Raw genomic sequence first — 15,475 nt, forward strand, 5'->3', positions numbered from 1 at the left:
GGCGACGCGCCCCGCAACGGCCGCGCCAGCGGCGGAATAAGCATGTTCGGGATCGCTCTGGGCGCTCCGATGCTGATCTGCCAGGTGCTCCTGTTCGTTGTGCCACTCGGCTTCCTCGTCATGATGACGTTCTGGAGCGTCCGAAACTTCACGCTGTCCCCCGATTTCACCTTCGCAAACTGGAGCAAGGTGCTCTCGACCGGCTATTTCTGGGACATCTATCTAAGGACGCTGCTCTACGGCCTCCTGGCCGCGCTCATCACGAGTCTTGTGAGCTTTCCGGGAGCGTTCTACCTCGCCTATCGAGCCTCGGCGGGCTTGCGGCGCGTCGTCGTCTTCCTGCTGATCACGCCGTATTTCACCAGCTATCTGGTGCGCATCTATTCCTGGAAGATCCTTCTCACCGATCAGGGCCTGATCAATCTCGCGCTCGGCAGCGTCGGGCTCGGCCCCTTTCGCATGTACAATAACCTCTTCGGCACGATGATCGGCTATGTGACGTTGTGTTTCCCGCTGGTGCTGCTGATCCAGCTCATCAGCCTGTCCAATGTCGATCGACGCCTGATCGAGGCCGCGCATAATCTGGGGTGCGGCCGCCTGCGCACGGTGTTCGCGGTCGTCATCCCCTCAGCCAAGGTCGGGCTCGTCCTGGCCGCCACCTTTGCCTTCGTCCTGTCCTTCGGGGATTTCGTCAGCCCGACGCTCCTCGGCGGCAGCAAGCCGCCCGTGCTCAGCAACTTCATGGTTGATACGGTGCGTTCGGGGTCGGATTGGCCGCGCGCCTCGGTCGTCGCCATGGTCATGGTCGTGACGCTGCTGGCGGCCGGGCTGGGCGCGCTCAAGCTCGCCTATGGAAAGCAGGGAGTGGGACGATGACCAACCGCCTCATCGGCTGGGCGCTGCTCGGCTATGTCGGGCTGATGATCGCCTTCATCCTGGCGCCGATCCTCTCCAGCTTCGTGTTCTCCTTCAATGCGGGACGCTTTCCAAGCCTGCCCTGGCAGGGGTTCAGCACGGATTGGTACGCGGCGGTGCTGACGGAGCCGTCCATCCGGTCGGGACTTGGCAACAGCCTGATCGTGGCCGTGTGTTCGGCGGCGATCGCGACAGTTCTCGGCTTCAGCGCCGCCTATACCGACTATCGCTACAATTTCACCGGCAAGGCGGTCTATGTCGCGCTGGCGATGCTGCCGCCCAACGTGCCGGTGATGATCCTCGGCCTAGCCATGCTCGTCTACCAAAGCCAGCTCTCGCTCGCGGGCGGCCTGCACTCAGTCATCATCGCCCACGTGATCTATTGCGCGCCCTTCGCCATGGCGCTGATACGCCTGCGCCTGTCGCAGATGGATCCCGACCTCGAAGCCGCCGCCTGGAATCTCGGGGCCGGCCAGACACAGGCGCTACGGCATGTCATCTTGCCCTTCGCGCTGCCGTCCATCCTGGCGGCCTTCTTCCTGACGATGGCCGTCTCCTTCGATGAATTCGCGATGGCTTGGTTCGTTTCCGGATTCAACGAGACGCTGCCGGTGCGCATCCTGGTCTTGCTGCAGCGTGAGGTCAGCCCTCGGGTCAACGCCATCGGCAGCATCGTCTTCTTCGTCACCATCGTTCTGGCGCTGGTGGCGCTGGCCTTATTCTCCTGGCGTCGGGCCGGAGACCGTCCAGAGGGCTCCCCCCTTTCCCCGAACAAAAGCGATACCTGATGAACTCGCCCCTGCTCGTTCTCGACAAGGTTGAAAAGGACTATGGCGGCTTCGTCGCGGTCAAGTCGATCGATCTGGTCGTCGAATCCGGCGAGTTCATCGCCATCATGGGCCCCAGCGGCTGCGGTAAGACGACGACGCTGCGCATGATCGCCGGGCTCGAAGTTCCGACCGCAGGGGAGATCCGGCTGCGCGACAAGGTGTTGAACCATGTCGATCCCTGGCAGCGACAGACCCCGCTGGTCTGGCAGAGCTTGGCTCTTTTCCCCTTTCTCAACGTCCGCCAGAACGTCGAGTTCGGCCTCAAGATGCGGGGCGTCGACGCCGCAACCCGGCGCGCAAAGGCCGATAGCTGGCTCGAACGCCTCGGTCTCGGAGCCTTCGCGACGCGCCCCGTCACGCAATTATCGGGCGGGCAGCGCCAGCGGGTCGCCCTCGCTCGCTCGCTCGTGCTCGAGCCCGAGTTGCTGCTGTTGGACGAGCCCCTGAGCGCGCTCGACGCCCATCTGGTGGTGAAGATGCAAGCCGAGTTGATCCAGTTGCAGAAGCAGCTCGGCATCACCTTCTGTTATGTCACCCACAGCCAGTCGGAAGCCTTTGCGATGGCCGACCGGGTGGTGATCATGAACGGCGGCACGATCCAGCAGGTCGGCGCGCCGCGAGAGATCTTCCGCAAACCGGCGAACCGTTTCGTGGCGGAGTTCATCGGCACCAACAACATCATTTCCGGCAAGGTTCGCAGCGATGGCGGCGGCGCGATGATCGAGTCCGGCTTCGGTATCCTGCAGCTTCCTCGCAGCAGCGACCTGACACCGGGGCGCAAGGTCGAGCTGGTGATCGGCGCCGATTTCCTGGCGCTGTCGCGCCAGCGCCCGGAACTGCCGAACGTCGTGCCGGTGCGCGTGGTCGGCGAGCAGTTCGTCGGTTCGGTGGTGGTCGTCCATCTCGACGCAGGCGATGATCGCAGTCTGCGGGCCCAGTTGCCGCTGCATCAGTTCGAGCAGCTCGCGCCGAGCCATGGCGAGGCGCTGTTTGCCGGTTGGCAACCGGCAAACGCCTATCTCCTCGAACAATGACAGCCCGCCAGCGCATGAGGGAACGACGTGACTAGCTTTCGCATGACCGAGATGACCTGGTTCGAGTATCGCGACGCGATTGCGCAGGATCCGATCCTGCTGATCCCCGTCGGAGCGACCGAGCAGCACGGCCCGCATCTACCGCTCTCGGTCGATGTCATCCTGCCGGCGGCGGTCTGCGAAGGCGTTGCCGCGAGCGGAGGCCATCTCGTCGCCCCGCCAATTGCCTATGGCTACAAGTCGATGCCTCGCTCCGGCGGCGGACAGCATTTCCCGGGGACGACGAGCCTCGATGCGGCGAGCCTGATTGCGCAAGTCAAAGATCTGACGCGCGAGTTCGTCAGGCATGGCGTTCGCAAGATCGCATTCATCGTCGGCCATACCGAGAATCTCTGGCATGTCAGCGAAGGTTGCGATCTCGCCTATCGCGAGAATGCGCGTCTGGCGGAAGGGCTTCGTATCCTCAATGTCGGGTACTGGCAGTTCCTGCCGGCAGAAACCGCGAGCGCCATCTTCGGCACGACGCAGATCGACTGGGATCTCGAACACGCCGGCATCATGGAAACGTCGATGATGCTGCATCTGCGCCCGGACCTCGTCCATATGGACCGCCTCGTCGAACATGCCCCCTCCCGCGTACCCGGCTATGAGCTCTGGCCCTACGATACCGAAGCCGTTCCTTCCGATGGCGTGCTTAACACCGCGATAGCGGCGACCGCGGACAAGGGTAAGCAATTCCTCGATGCATATGTCTCCAGCCTGACGCAGGCGTTGAAACAGGCATTCAACAGGCCATGAGGGGCGCCATGCATCGTCTCGTGCGGGAAGAGGCTGGGTGAGGATATGCCGCTACAATGCGCAAGGGCTGCTTTCGGGCAACCGCCCAATGTCGGCATTTGGCGCGACGCTGCCGGCTGATGACGAAACCCGTAGCGGACGCTCCCGCGCGTATCGAGCAACCAGTCATTGCGCAGGGAGCTCCAGCTGATGCGAGGCAGCTTGTTGACGAGGGCGGTAGGGAGCTTGTTGCTAAGGCGCTGCTCCCTTCAACCAGTTTCCGAAGCTGAACTTCTCCTAATTCTTCGGTCTCATGATGATGCCTTCGCGGCCTGGATCGATGACGCGGTCCTTCGGGGTTGTCTCATCTGCGCTCCTGAGTGGCTGCGATGATCCCGAGAAACGCTCTTTCGAAAACCCGAAATGGTCTCAAGGGCGCTGACGGCGGCCACGGCAAAGCGCGAGAGAGTGCCAGCAAAGCCCGGAGACCTCCTCGCTTCTCCCGGATGTGCAACAGAGTGCACGCGGCCTGTTCAAGGCCCCTTTATTTCGGCCAGTCCTGAGCGCCGGACATTGTCCAAGGCGTTGTCGTGGCTGTGCAGGAGATGTCGGCGTAAAGCTTCTCGCGTCTGGTCGGACGAACCGGCCTTCAGCGCATCGAGAATGTCGCGGTGTTCGTCGGCCGAGCGGCTGTAATTGCCGGCAAGATAGACGAACACGGTATGGGTCTGTCCGAGAATGCGCTGGTGCCATTCGCAGATCATTTGGTTGCCGGCCGCCGTCATCAGCGCGCTGTGGAACTTGCGATCGTGGACGAGGGCGGTAGTGATGTCGTCAAGCGTACCGCGCCGCGCATAGAATTCGTGGGCGTCGAGGCAGCGTGACAGATCGGTGATCAGCTCGGGCGCAATCGGTCCCTTTTCGAAGATCTGGCCGACAGCGTTCAACTCGATCAACATGCGCGCTTCGTAGAGCTCCTCGACGTCGGCGCGCGTGAATTGGCGCACGACCGCCCCTTTGCGCATCGGCGAGACGACAAGACCATCGGCCTCCAGCCGCAGCAGCGCTTCCTTGATGGGGGTTTGGCTGATCGCAAGGTTAAGCGCCAGCTCCTCGGGGAGAAGTCGCCTCCCGCCCGGTAGTACCCCCGAGAGGATGCGCGCTCGCAGTTCCTCATAGGCCTGATCGGACAAGGTGGCGCGAACGACTGAGCTCATGCGCGCCATCATCGCGCAATCTCTCTGGGAGTGCAATCTAAAAAATAGAAAATTTTTTATTTTACATTTCCGTCGTGCTGAGTAACGTCACGCCTCGTGAGGGAGGACGACAATGACAAGCGAGCTTGCAGACCGAGTTGCACTCGCAAGCCTTCGGGCAACGGCCGAGACGTGTGATGCGCTCCAGATACAAGACGGTGTCGATCGTCGTGTTGGCAGCGGCGAGCGACACTCGGCCCTCGACCGCTCCCCGGCGACGGCATGACGATAATCTGCGTCGCCCACGAAAAGGGCTTCGCTCGGCAAATCGCCGATGGCGGCGTCTTCATGGATGCGGGCGCGATCGTTGAGGGCGCGCCGCTCGCCGAACTCTTCGCGTGCCGCGCCACGAGCAGTCTCGCAGCTGCCTCGCACAGCCCCTGCGCTGACGCGTGAGATGCTGCGCCCCCTCCCCATTTTTCAGGAACCGGAAGGCCCCCAGCCGATGAAGATCGTCGCCGTAGAACCATTCATCCTGCACTTACCTCTGACGGAAAGCTCGATCTCCGATTCGACCCACAACATCACCCATTGGGGCGTGGTCGGCGCCCGCATCCGCACCGACGACGGCCTGGAAGGCTATGGCTTCACGGGCACGCATGCGCATCTCGAATCCGACCGGCTGATCACCTCCTGCATAGCGACCTCCTATGCACCGCTGCTGATCGGCGAGGATGCGAATGACCGCTCGCGACTCTGGACGAAGCTCGCACGCTATCCGGCGCTTCAATGGGTCGGGCGGGCCGGGATCACCCATCTGGCACTGGCCGCCATCGATGTCGCCTTGTGGGACCTTGCGGCAAAGAAAGCAGGCCTGCCGCTGTGGAAATTCCTCGGTGGCCAGAACATCAAGAAACTAGAGGCCTACAACACGGATATCGGCTGGCTGTCCTTCTCGAAGGAAGCCCTGATCTCGGGCGCGAGGAAGGCTGTCGAGGTCGACGGTTTCACGCGCATCAAGATCAAGGTCGGACATGACGACCTCTCTGTCGACATTGAGCGTCTCTCGGCCGTGCGCAAGGCGATCGGACCCGGCATCCGCGTGGCGGTCGACGGAAACGGCAAATGGGATCTGCCAACCTGCCTGCGCTTCTGCGCGCAGGCTGAGCCGCTCGACATTTTTTGGTTCGAGGAGCCGCTTTGGTATGACGATGTTGCGGGTCATGCGGCGCTTGCCCGCTCCACCTCGATCCCCGTCGCGCTCGGCGAGCAGCTCTACACGCTGGACGCCTTCAGGGCATTCCTGACAGCCGGCGCCCTGACCTTTGTCCAGCCCGATGTGACCCGGCTCGCCGGCATCACTGAATACATCCAGGTCGCGGATCTCGCTCATGCGCATCGTCTGCCGGTGGTGCCTCATGCCGGCGAGATGAGCCAGGTCCATGTCCATCTCTCTTACTGGCATCCGGCCGCGACGATCCTCGAGTACATCCCGTGGATCAAAGATCACTTTCAGGAACCTATCAGAGTCGAGAGCGGCATTTACGCGCTGCCCCAGCAGCCGGGAGCAGGCACGACGCCACTGCCCGCCAGCATGGAGCGTTACGGCAAGAGCTTGTGACCGGCGGCCGATAGCAGGCCCGCCGCAACAAGAGCGGCAACGCAATGCCGAGCGACAATTAGAAAAGGGAGCCGATAGTGGCCAAGATCGTATCCATCGAAGTGTTGCAGGCTGACCTGAAGCCGAAGGTCAAGCGCACCGACGCCGTGCAGAGCTTCGAGCTGCAGGAGACGCCGATGGTCCGCATAACCGATGCGGATGGGGTGACCGGCACGGGCTACAGCTACACCATTGGTACAGGCGGCTCGTCGGTCAGTAAGCTGATCGATGACCATCTCGCACCGGTCCTGATCGGCCGCGACGCCGACGAGATCGAGGGGATCTGGCGCAGCCTGTTCTTCCGCGTGCATGCCACGACAGTCGGCGCCATCACCTCGATCGCGTTGGCCGCGATCGACACGGCGCTCTGGGATTTACGCGCGCGCAAGGCCGGACTGCCGCTGCACCGCATCGCCGGCGGTGCCAAGAACGCGATCGACCTCTACTATACCGAGGGCGGCTGGCTCCATATGGAGCAGTCCGAGCTGGTCGAGGAGGCGCTCAAGGCCAAGGAGCGCGGCTTCGGCGGGACCAAGGTCAAGGTCGGCCGCCCGCATGTCGCCGAAGACGTGAAGCGCCTTTCCGCCGTGCGCGACAAGGTCGGCTGGGATTGGGAGGTGATGACCGATGCCAATCAGGGCCTCTCGCTTGACGAGGCCATCCGCCGTGCGCGGCACTATGAGAAGTTGGACGTCGCCTGGTTCGAGGAGCCGATCCATGCTGATGATGTCGGCGCGCATCGCCGGCTCTCGCAGTCAACGACGGTGCCGATCGCGGTCGGCGAATCGATGTATTCGCTCTCGCAGTTCAAGGACTATCTCGAAGCCGGCGCCTGCTCGATCGTGCAGGTCGATGTCGGCCGTATCGGCGGCATCACGCCCTGGCTCAAGGTCGCGCATATGGCCGAGGCCTTCAATGTGCCGGTCTGCCCGCACTTCCTGATGGAGATCCATCTCGGCCTGTGCTGCGCCGTGCCGAACAGCCGCTGGCTCGAATACATCCCGCAGCTCGACCTCGTGACCTCCTCGCCAATCCGGATCGAGAACGGCAAGGCGATCCCCTCCGACAAGCCGGGCCTCGGCATCGACTGGGACTGGGAGGCGCTCGACAAGACCATCGTCCACCGCAAGAGCCATGGCACGGCACCGGGCCTGAAGGCGGGAGCCTGAGATGGGTGCGCTCAACGGACAGGTCGTCGTCATAACCGCCGCGGGGCAGGGCATCGGTCGGGCGACCGCCGAAGCCTTCGGCCGCGAGGGCGCCATCGTCTGGGCGACGGATATCAACGAGGCGGCGCTGGCCGGGATCGAGGCCGGGCCACAATTGCAGCGCCGCAGGCTCGACGTGCTCGATGCAGCGGCCGTCGCCGCCTGCTTCGCCGAGATCGGCCGGGTCGACGTGCTCTTCAACTGCGCCGGCATCGTCCAGAATGGCACGGTGCTGGAGGCGAGCGAGGCCGATCTCGATTTCGCCTACGACCTCAACGTCAAGGCTATGACGCGCACGATCAAGGCCGCGCTGCCCGGCATGCTCGAACGCAAGGCCGGTTGCATCGTCAACATGGCCTCGGTCGCCTCCAGTGTGAAGGGCGTGCCGAACCGCTTCGCCTATGGCGTGACCAAGGCGGCTGTGATCGGCCTGACCAAGTCGATCGCAGCCGACTATGTCGCGCAAGGCATCCGCTGCAACGCGATCTGCCCCGGCACGGTCGAAAGCCCGTCCTTGCAGCAGCGCTTGAGCACGCAAGGCGACTACGAGGCGGCGCGCGCTGCCTTCGTTGCCCGCCAACCGATCGGCCGCATCGGCACGCCGCAGGAGATCGCCGATCTCGTCGTCTATCTCGCCGGCGCCACCTACACCACCGGGCAGGCTCACATCATCGACGGTGGCTGGACCATCTGACCGGCACACGCCCGAAACAGAAGAACAAGCGGGCGGGAACAGGAGGACAACGCATGAGTGAGGCCTCATCGCAGAAGCCCGCGAGCACGACGGGCAGCCGCTACCGCGCCGACGACCTCGTCGCCCTCGCACGCGGCCTGCTGGAACGCGCCGGTATGCCGGCCGACAAGGCCGCCGACGTGGCGGAGGTGCTGGTCGAGGGCGATTTGTTCGGCAAGTCGACGCATGGCCTTGCCTTGCTGCCGCTTTATCTGCGCGAGATCGAAACAGGCGGCTTGATGGTCGCGGGCGACCCGAAAGTTCTCAACGATTTCGGGGCATGCCTGACCTGGGACGGGCGCAAGTTGCCCGGTCCCTGGCTGGCGCGCCGCGCCACCGCTGCGGCTATCGAACGGGCGAAGCGTTTCGGCCTCGGCGCGGTAGCCATTCAGCGCAGCCACCACACCGCCTGCCTCGGCGCCTATCTCCAACCAGCCGTCGATGCCGGCTGCATGATGCTGCTCACGCTGACCGATCCCGGCCACAGCAGCGTCGCGCCCTTCGGCGGGGTGACGCCGGCGCTGACCTCCAATCCGATCGCTTTCGGCGCGCAGGCGCCCGGGGGGCCGATCCTGATCGACATGTCGACGGCGCTGATGACCAATGGCGGCGTCGCAGCGTTTCGCCAGCGCGGCGAGCCGCTGCCGCATCCCTTTCTAATGGATGCTCAGGGACGGTCGACCGTCGATCCGAATGTCATCGCTGCTGATCCGCCGGGCTCGATCCTGCCGCTCGGCGGCCTGGAGGCCGGGCACAAAGGCTTCTCGATCGGGCTCATCGTCGAGCTCCTGACCGGCTGTCTCTGCGGGCGCGGGCGGGCCGAGGGTGGCGACGGTTGGAGCGCGGCGGTGTTCATCCTCGTAATCGATCCGTCCGCCTTCGGCGGAGCTGATGACTTTGATCGACAGGTCGAAGCGCTCGTCGGCCTTTGCCGCGCATCGGCGCCGCGACCCGGCTTCGATCATGTGGATTTGCCCGGCTCTCGGGCGCTCGCACGGCGGGATTGGCAGCGAAGCGATGGCGTCCTGCTCTCGGCAGGAATTGTCGCGGGACTTGCCGAGAGCGCGAGGCGGTTCGGGTTCGTAATGCCGGAAACCGTCACCTGAAGTCATTCGAAGCAGCTTAGCCAATCTCAACAACAATATTGAGGGAACCCCAAATGACGATATCAATCGCGGCAGGCCGTGCCCCGGCCGAGCAAACCAATATCCGACGCGCGGTCGCGGCAGCGACGATCGGGACCATCATCGAATGGTTCGACTATGCGCTTTACGGAGCCGCTGCCGGCTTGATCATCAACAAGCTGTTCTTTCCCCAGTTCTCGGAATCCGCAGGCGTGTTGGCGGCTTTCGCGACCTTCGCCGTCGGCTTCTTCAGCCGGCCGCTTGGTGGCGTGCTGATCTCGCATATGGGAGACCGGTTTGGACGCAAGCCCGCTCTCATCTTCACGATCGCGCTGATGGGCGCGTCGACCGTGGCCATGGGATTGTTGCCGACCTATGCGCAGGCCGGTCTCTGGGCTCCGGTCCTCCTCGTCATCCTGCGCTTGCTCCAGGGCTTCGGGGCCGGTGCGGAATATGCCGGAGCGGTGACCTTGGTCGCGGAATATGTGCCGCCGGAGCGCAAGGGCTACTATACCGCCTATCTCCAGGCCGCGACGGTGGTCGGCATTATGCTCGCGACGCTGATGTTCCTGCTGGTGTCCTATCTGCCGGAGGAGACGCTGTTCGGCTGGGCCTGGCGCGTACCCTTCCTAATCTCGGCGCTGCTGTTCTTCGTCGCGCTCTATATCCGGAAGAACCTCGACGAGACCCCGGAATATGTCGCGGCGATGGAAAGGGCCGCCGAGAAGCGCCACGAGGCGCGCGTCCCGCTTGGTGAGTTGATCACCAAAAGCCCGAAGGAGCTGCTCTTCGGCTTCCTGTCGGTCACCGGCCACAATGCCAACGCCTATATCCTGAGCGCCTTCAGCCTCAGCTACATGACCAATACGCTCCATATGAGCCGCACGGATTCGCTGACCGCGGTGATGATTGCGACGCTCACAGGCATCGTCCTGACACCGCCGATGGGGGCGCTTGCCGATCGTGTCGGCCATGCGCGAGTCTATCTCTTTGGCGCGATTTTTGTTTTCCTCTACGCATTCCCGATGTTCGCACTGCTCGATACGAAGAATGTCGTGCTCGCCTCGATCGCGCTCAGCATCGGATATGGCATCGGCTTCGCCGGGCTCGCCAGCGCCCAGGGCGCGTTCCTCGCGAACCTGTTCCCGACGCGCTACCGCTTCTCCGGCATCGCGATGACGCGCGAGTTGAACAGCTTGCTCATTGCCGGGCCCACGCCCTTCATCGCCTCGGCGCTGGTCGCGCAAGCCGGCGGCAAGCCGATCTTGGTCGTCGCCTATCTGATGCTCTGCTGCGCGATCAGCGCGATTGCGATTATCGCGGTGCGTTCGCGCTCTTTCGAGCGTGGGTCGGAGTAACAGCATATTGGCAAGGACCGGTTGGCTGCGGCGTGCGTTCAGGGCGGAGGACGATGCTTCGCCGGATGCCGTCGCATCCAAACTCGCCAAGATTCGCCGGGGCCCTTTGGAGGGCGCCGCGCTACGCCACTTATTGCCGCACTCAGCGGACGCCAGGTGAAACGAGGTGGCCTGCAGCCGGTTTCGTGGGCACCGAGATTGGGTGTTTCATGAAACCGGAGGTGGCGTATGCGGCGAAGACAGTTTGGGCGTGAGCTCAAGATCGAGGCGGTGCGCCTGATCAAGGATCGCGGAGTGAGTGTGGCGCAGGCGTCTCGGGATTTGGATGTCCATGAGAACCAGCTTCGCAAATGGGTGAAGCTCTTTTCTGCCGATCCTGCTCAGGCTTTTCCAGGCCATGGTCAGATGAAGCCGGAGCAGCTTGAGATCGAGAAGCTGCGGCGAGAGGTGGCCAAGCTCAAGGCGGAGCGCGACATCCTAAAAAAAGGCCGCAGCCTACTTCGCGAAGGACGTGACATGAGGTTCACGTTCATTGCGAAGCACCGGGGGATCTGGCCGGTGGCATGGCTTTGCGAAGCGCTGGATGTGTCGCGCTCGGGCTTCCATGCCTGGCTCAACCGATCACCGAGCCGGCGTGCACGCGACGACGAGGAGATCGGCAACTGGTTCGGATCGGACCTATGGTGCCAGGCGTGTCTGGCGGGACGTGCTGGCGGAAGGCGTCGATTGCGGCCTGCATCGCATCGAGCGGCTGATGCGTGCCCAGGCTTTGCGTGCCAGGCCGCGTCGGCGCAGCCTGCCCGGGGTTGATGGCCAGCGATCGACCATCGCGCCGAATAGGCTCGGCCGGGAGTTCCATGCCGAGCGTCCGAACCAGCGCTGGATCGCGGACTTCACCTACATATGGACCGCGGAGGGTTGGCTCTACGTTGCAGCCGTCATCGACCTCTTCTCCCGCCGGGTGGTGGGCTGGTCGATGAAAGCCGAGATGACCGCCGGGCTCGTGACCGATGCGCTGATGATGGCGATCTGGCGCCGGGGAAAGCCTGATGCCCTGCTGCACCATTCGGATCAGGGCAGCCAGTACGCCAGCGAGCCGTTCCAGAAGCTCATGGCCGACAACGGCGTCACCTGCTCGATGAGCCGCTCCGGCAATGTCTGGGACAATGCCGCGATGGAGAGCTTGTTCGCTGCTTCGCGCGGCCCTTCGGGTCTCATCGCTGAACACAGAGCGGATCAGAGGCAGGGTTTACCGGACACGCGACGATGCTCGTGCCGACGTGTTCGATTACATCGAACGGTTCTACAACGCTGTTCGTAGGCACTCGACCATCGGCTACATCAGCCCGGTCGAGTTCGAAAAGAAGGTGAGATTAGCCTAACCACATGTCCACGAAACCGGCGGCAGGCCACTTCACGGAGCTTGTGGAGTTCGGCTCTCCATGATCCCGCACCTGGCTTCGCCGCTGAAAAGCGTGAACCCGGTTCGCAACCTGCATCCGCACGATCACGCCGCAGGCCACACTCCTAGCTGCCCTCGATGCCCCGCTTCCGGCGCAGTGCCTGGACAAGCACAGCTCCCTTCACTGCGAGGAGGAGGAGGAAGGTGAGGATCATGATGATGAAGGCGGCTGCGGCGATGGCCGGGCTGATGTTCTCGCGCAGGGAGGAGAACATCTGTCGGGCGAGCGTCGTCTGGTTGGGGCCGGCGACGAACAGCGTGATCACCACCTCGTCGAGCGAGGTGGCGAAGGCGAAGACCGCGCCGGTGAGGATGCCCGGCATGGCCAGCGGCAGGGTCACATTCCGGAAAACATCGACCGGGGAGGCGCCGAGACTGGCCGCCGCGCGCTCCAGCGCCGGGTCCATGCTGGCGAGCGAGCCCGAGACATTGACGAGGACGAAGGGCACGCACAGCACGGCATGCGCGATGATCACCCCGAGATAGCTCGAGGCCAGCCCCATGCGGGCATAGAGGATCTGCATGCCGACGCCGAGCACGACCGCCGGCACCACCATCGGCAGCAGAAAGATCGAGCGCAGCAGCCCCGAAAAGGGCACGAGCTCACGCCTCAGGCCGAGCGCCGCCAACGTCCCGATCACCGTCGCGACGACGGTCGCGCCCGTACCGATGATCAGCGAATTGACGATCGCGCGGGTCCAGGCCTGGCTTTCCGCCAGCGCCCCGAACCAGCGCATCGAGGGGCCGCTGATCGGATAGACGAGGAAGACGCTGTCGGTGAAGGCCAGCGGGAGGATTGCGACCAGCGGCAGCAGCAGGAAGGCGACAGCCAGAGCCCCGAAGGCGAGCCGCAGCGCGTTGAAGGCCGCGCCGCCCGGACGAACCGCGGCGACGCTCATGCCGGCACCAGCGGCGTGCGCGAGAGCCGGTTGTAGACGATGTAGAGCACGGTCGTCGGCACCAGCAGGAACAGGCCGAGCGCACCCGCCATCCCCCAATTCGCCGTTCCGGTGGCGTAGAAGGCGATGACCGAGCTGATCATCTGATCACCCGCTCCGCCGGTCAGGGCCGGGGTGATGTAGTAGCCGAGCGCCACCATGAAGACGAGCAACGAGCCCGAGAGCAGGCCCGGCATGGCGAGCGGCAGCAGGACGTGGCGAAAGGCCTGCAGCGGCGCGGCGCCCAGCGCCGCGGCGGCCGGCATCAGATTGCGCGGGATCGCGATCAGGCTGGCATAGATCGGCAGCACCATCAGCGGCAGCAGCACATGCGTCATCGCGATCAGCACGCCGGTGCGGTTGTAGATGAGCGCAAGCGGGGAATCGATCAGCCCGATCGCCCGCAGCATCTGGTTGATGAGCCCGTTATCCTGCAGCAGGATCAGCCAGGCCGCCGTGCGCACCAGCAACGACGTCCATAGCGGCAGCAGCACGGCGATGAGCAGCGCATTGCGCTTCCAGCCCGTCACGCTCGCCGCCAGCATCGCGAAGGGCAGCCCGATCGCGGCGCAAAGCAGCGTGACCTGTGTCGCGATGGTGAAGGTGCGCAGCATGATCGCGCGGTTGACGGCGAAATCGGGCTCGACCGGCTCGATCCGCGCCTCGTCATTGCGCTTGAGGTCGACCGCCGCCAGCAGGTTGGCGTCGGTATAGGCCGGCATGCTGCGCTTCAGCGCCAGCCAATAGCCCTGATCGCTCCAGCGCGGATCGACGGCCTGAAGATCGATCGCATCGGTTTCGCCGCTCTCCCGCACCGCACGCGCCGTGCGCGGGAGAAGCGTGCGGAAGCCGGCCTGCTGACTGTTGAGCGTCCGCACGGCATCGCCGAAGCGCTCCTGCGGCGTATCGGCCCGCAAATCCCGGACGAGCGCCGCCTGCAGCGGGGCCGGCGGCGGGCCGCTGCCGTCCCAGCTCGCGATCGCGATCGCCGTCTGGGGGAAGGCCAGGCGCACGGTGCCGCCCTGCACCGCAGTCGAAACCATCATCCAGAGCGGCCAGAGGAAGAACAGGCCGAGGAAGATCACCAGCGGCAGGATCAGCAGCAGGGCTTTGAGGCGCGCGCTCATGGCGCCACCAGGGAGCAATCGCCCTGGGCGAAGCTGGCGAATGCCTTGCTGCCGATCGGCGGCGCCGCATCGCGTCGCCCGGCCCGGGCGACGAGCCGGCTCTCGCCGCAGGCGAGGTGCAGGCGAATGTGATCGCCATGATAGACATGGTCCTCGATCGTCACCGGCAAGGCGTTGGCAGCGGCGGCATCCTGCACGAGATGCAGCATTTCCGGACGAACCGAGATCATCACGTCGTGGCCGGTCTCGAAGGCCGCCGCGCTGTCGCAGGTCACGCGCGCACCGGATGCGAGCAGGATCGTCGCGGTCTCGCCCTGGCGCTGCGAGACACGCCCGGCGAGCAGGTTCGTCTCCCCGATGAACTCGGCGACGAAGCGTGTCCGCGGCCTGTCATAGAGGCCCGACGGCGTATCGAACTGCTCGATCTTGCCGCGGTTGAGCACGGCGACACGGTCCGACATGGTCAGCGCCTCGCCCTGATCATGCGTGACGAAGATGACCGTCAGCCCGAGTTCACGATGCAAGGCGCGGATCTCGAGCTGCATATGCTCGCGCAATTGCTTGTCGAGCGCGCTCAGCGGCTCATCCATCAGCACGACCTTGGGCTCGTAGACGAGGGCGCGGGACAAAGCGATGCGCTGCTGCTGGCCGCCGGAGAGCTGCGAGGGCTTGCGGTCGGCGAGATGGCCGAGGCGCACCAGCTCGAGCGCGCGCTTCACCCTTGCCTCGCGCTCGGCCCGGGCGACGCCGCGCATCTTGAGCGGAAAGCCGACATTCTCGGCGATCGTCATATGCGGGAACAGGGCATAGTTCTGGAAGACCACGCCCATCTCGCGCTTGTGCGGCGGCAGATGCTCGACACGCCGCCCATCGACATGGATGCTCCCGCCGGTGGGGGTCTCGAAGCCGGCGAGCATCATCAGAAGTGTCGTCTTGCCCGAGCCCGAAGGGCCGAGAAGGCTGACGAACTCGCCCTGCGCGACATGGAAGTCGAGCGAATCGACCACCGTGACCGTGCCGAATACCTTGCTGATGGCCTCGAAATGAATGAACGGATTCGAATCTCGCAAAGGATCAATCTTCTCGTGACGGATGAGGCGAAGCCGTCTTGGC

Annotated in this window: 13 protein-coding genes and 1 pseudogene; 10 read left to right on the forward strand and 4 right to left on the reverse strand. The window is 64.2% G+C overall.

Annotated features, from left to right (window positions below):
- The first annotated feature begins 42 nt into the window (after positions 1-42).
- From AB6806_RS11055 to AB6806_RS11070, 4 genes are read left to right on the forward strand one after another with little or no spacing between them, the layout of a single operon-like run.
- On the forward strand, positions 43-876 hold the full coding sequence (locus tag AB6806_RS11055) for an ABC transporter permease (protein WP_370954620.1): 834 nt from the start codon (positions 43-45) through the stop codon (positions 874-876).
- Positions 873-1,703: an ABC transporter permease gene (locus AB6806_RS11060; protein ID WP_142022085.1), complete on the forward strand. Its 831-nt coding sequence runs from the start codon at positions 873-875 to the stop codon at positions 1,701-1,703. The genes AB6806_RS11055 and AB6806_RS11060 overlap by 4 nt, the downstream gene beginning before the upstream one ends.
- Complete coding sequence (locus tag AB6806_RS11065) at positions 1,703-2,779, forward strand: ABC transporter ATP-binding protein (RefSeq protein WP_142022086.1); 1,077 nt, start codon at positions 1,703-1,705, stop codon at positions 2,777-2,779. The genes AB6806_RS11060 and AB6806_RS11065 overlap by 1 nt, the downstream gene beginning before the upstream one ends.
- Positions 2,780-2,806: 27 nt before the next feature.
- Entirely contained in the window at positions 2,807-3,577 is a 771-nt protein-coding gene (locus AB6806_RS11070) for a creatininase (RefSeq protein WP_142022087.1), read from the forward strand.
- 512 nt (positions 3,578-4,089) lie between these two features.
- Here AB6806_RS11070 and AB6806_RS11075 read toward each other — a convergent pair.
- Positions 4,090-4,773, reverse strand: a complete 684-nt coding sequence (locus AB6806_RS11075) for a GntR family transcriptional regulator (protein ID WP_142022183.1) — start codon at positions 4,771-4,773, stop codon at positions 4,090-4,092.
- Positions 4,774-5,257: 484 nt separating this feature from the next.
- Between AB6806_RS11075 and AB6806_RS11080 the strand changes: the two genes are divergently transcribed.
- The 6 genes and pseudogenes from AB6806_RS11080 (at position 5,258) to AB6806_RS11105 (ending at position 12,217) form a co-directional block, all read left to right on the forward strand.
- Entirely contained in the window at positions 5,258-6,373 is a 1,116-nt protein-coding gene (locus AB6806_RS11080) for a mandelate racemase/muconate lactonizing enzyme family protein (RefSeq protein WP_142022088.1), read from the forward strand.
- A gap of 77 nt (positions 6,374-6,450) precedes the next feature.
- Entirely contained in the window at positions 6,451-7,581 is a 1,131-nt protein-coding gene (locus AB6806_RS11085) for a mandelate racemase/muconate lactonizing enzyme family protein (RefSeq protein WP_142022089.1), read from the forward strand.
- Position 7,582: 1 nt separating this feature from the next.
- A complete protein-coding gene (locus AB6806_RS11090) occupies positions 7,583-8,314 on the forward strand; it encodes an SDR family oxidoreductase (RefSeq protein ID WP_133564872.1) in 732 nt (243 codons plus the stop codon).
- A gap of 53 nt (positions 8,315-8,367) precedes the next feature.
- Complete coding sequence (locus tag AB6806_RS11095; RefSeq protein ID WP_142022090.1) at positions 8,368-9,459, forward strand: Ldh family oxidoreductase; 1,092 nt, start codon at positions 8,368-8,370, stop codon at positions 9,457-9,459.
- Positions 9,460-9,512: 53 nt separating this feature from the next.
- Positions 9,513-10,835 (forward strand): MFS transporter, encoded by a 1,323-nt coding sequence (locus tag AB6806_RS11100; RefSeq protein WP_142022091.1) that lies wholly within the window; start codon positions 9,513-9,515, stop codon positions 10,833-10,835.
- A 228-nt stretch (positions 10,836-11,063) separates the two neighbouring features.
- Positions 11,064-12,217: pseudogene (locus tag AB6806_RS11105) on the forward strand (IS3 family transposase).
- A gap of 145 nt (positions 12,218-12,362) precedes the next feature.
- Here AB6806_RS11105 and AB6806_RS11110 read toward each other — a convergent pair.
- The 3 genes from AB6806_RS11110 to AB6806_RS11120 are packed head-to-tail and all read right to left on the reverse strand — an operon-like array spanning position 12,363 to position 15,432.
- On the reverse strand, positions 12,363-13,196 hold the full coding sequence (locus tag AB6806_RS11110; protein ID WP_142022092.1) for an ABC transporter permease: 834 nt from the start codon (positions 13,194-13,196) through the stop codon (positions 12,363-12,365).
- Entirely contained in the window at positions 13,193-14,362 is a 1,170-nt protein-coding gene (locus AB6806_RS11115; RefSeq protein WP_142022093.1) for an ABC transporter permease, read from the reverse strand. Before AB6806_RS11115 ends, AB6806_RS11110 begins: the two co-directional genes overlap by 4 nt.
- Positions 14,359-15,432 carry an ABC transporter ATP-binding protein gene (locus AB6806_RS11120; RefSeq protein ID WP_142022094.1) on the reverse strand — a complete coding sequence of 358 codons (1,074 nt, stop codon included), beginning with the start codon at positions 15,430-15,432 and terminating at the stop codon, positions 14,359-14,361. Before AB6806_RS11120 ends, AB6806_RS11115 begins: the two co-directional genes overlap by 4 nt.
- Between the last annotated feature and the right edge of the window lie 43 nt (positions 15,433-15,475).

This window comes from Allobosea sp. RCC_152_1 (genome assembly GCF_041360765.1).
Lineage (GTDB): Bacteria > Pseudomonadota > Alphaproteobacteria > Rhizobiales > Beijerinckiaceae > Allobosea > Allobosea spartocytisi.

Bases quoted from the DNA above. Each gene is read 5' to 3' on its own strand.
- AB6806_RS11055 (WP_370954620.1), top strand. From the start codon at position 43: ATGTTCGGGATCGCTCTGGGCGCTCCGATGCTGATCTGCCAGGTGCTC.
- AB6806_RS11060 (WP_142022085.1), top strand. From the start codon at position 873: ATGACCAACCGCCTCATCGGCTGGGCGCTGCTCGGCTATGTCGGGCTG.
- AB6806_RS11065 (WP_142022086.1), top strand. From the start codon at position 1,703: ATGAACTCGCCCCTGCTCGTTCTCGACAAGGTTGAAAAGGACTATGGC.
- AB6806_RS11075 (WP_142022183.1), bottom strand. From the start codon at position 4,773: ATGAGCTCAGTCGTTCGCGCCACCTTGTCCGATCAGGCCTATGAGGAA.
- AB6806_RS11080 (WP_142022088.1), top strand. From the start codon at position 5,258: ATGAAGATCGTCGCCGTAGAACCATTCATCCTGCACTTACCTCTGACG.
- AB6806_RS11090 (WP_133564872.1), top strand. From the start codon at position 7,583: ATGGGTGCGCTCAACGGACAGGTCGTCGTCATAACCGCCGCGGGGCAG.
- AB6806_RS11095 (WP_142022090.1), top strand. From the start codon at position 8,368: ATGAGTGAGGCCTCATCGCAGAAGCCCGCGAGCACGACGGGCAGCCGC.
- AB6806_RS11100 (WP_142022091.1), top strand. From the start codon at position 9,513: ATGACGATATCAATCGCGGCAGGCCGTGCCCCGGCCGAGCAAACCAAT.
- AB6806_RS11110 (WP_142022092.1), bottom strand. From the start codon at position 13,196: ATGAGCGTCGCCGCGGTTCGTCCGGGCGGCGCGGCCTTCAACGCGCTG.
- AB6806_RS11115 (WP_142022093.1), bottom strand. From the start codon at position 14,362: ATGAGCGCGCGCCTCAAAGCCCTGCTGCTGATCCTGCCGCTGGTGATC.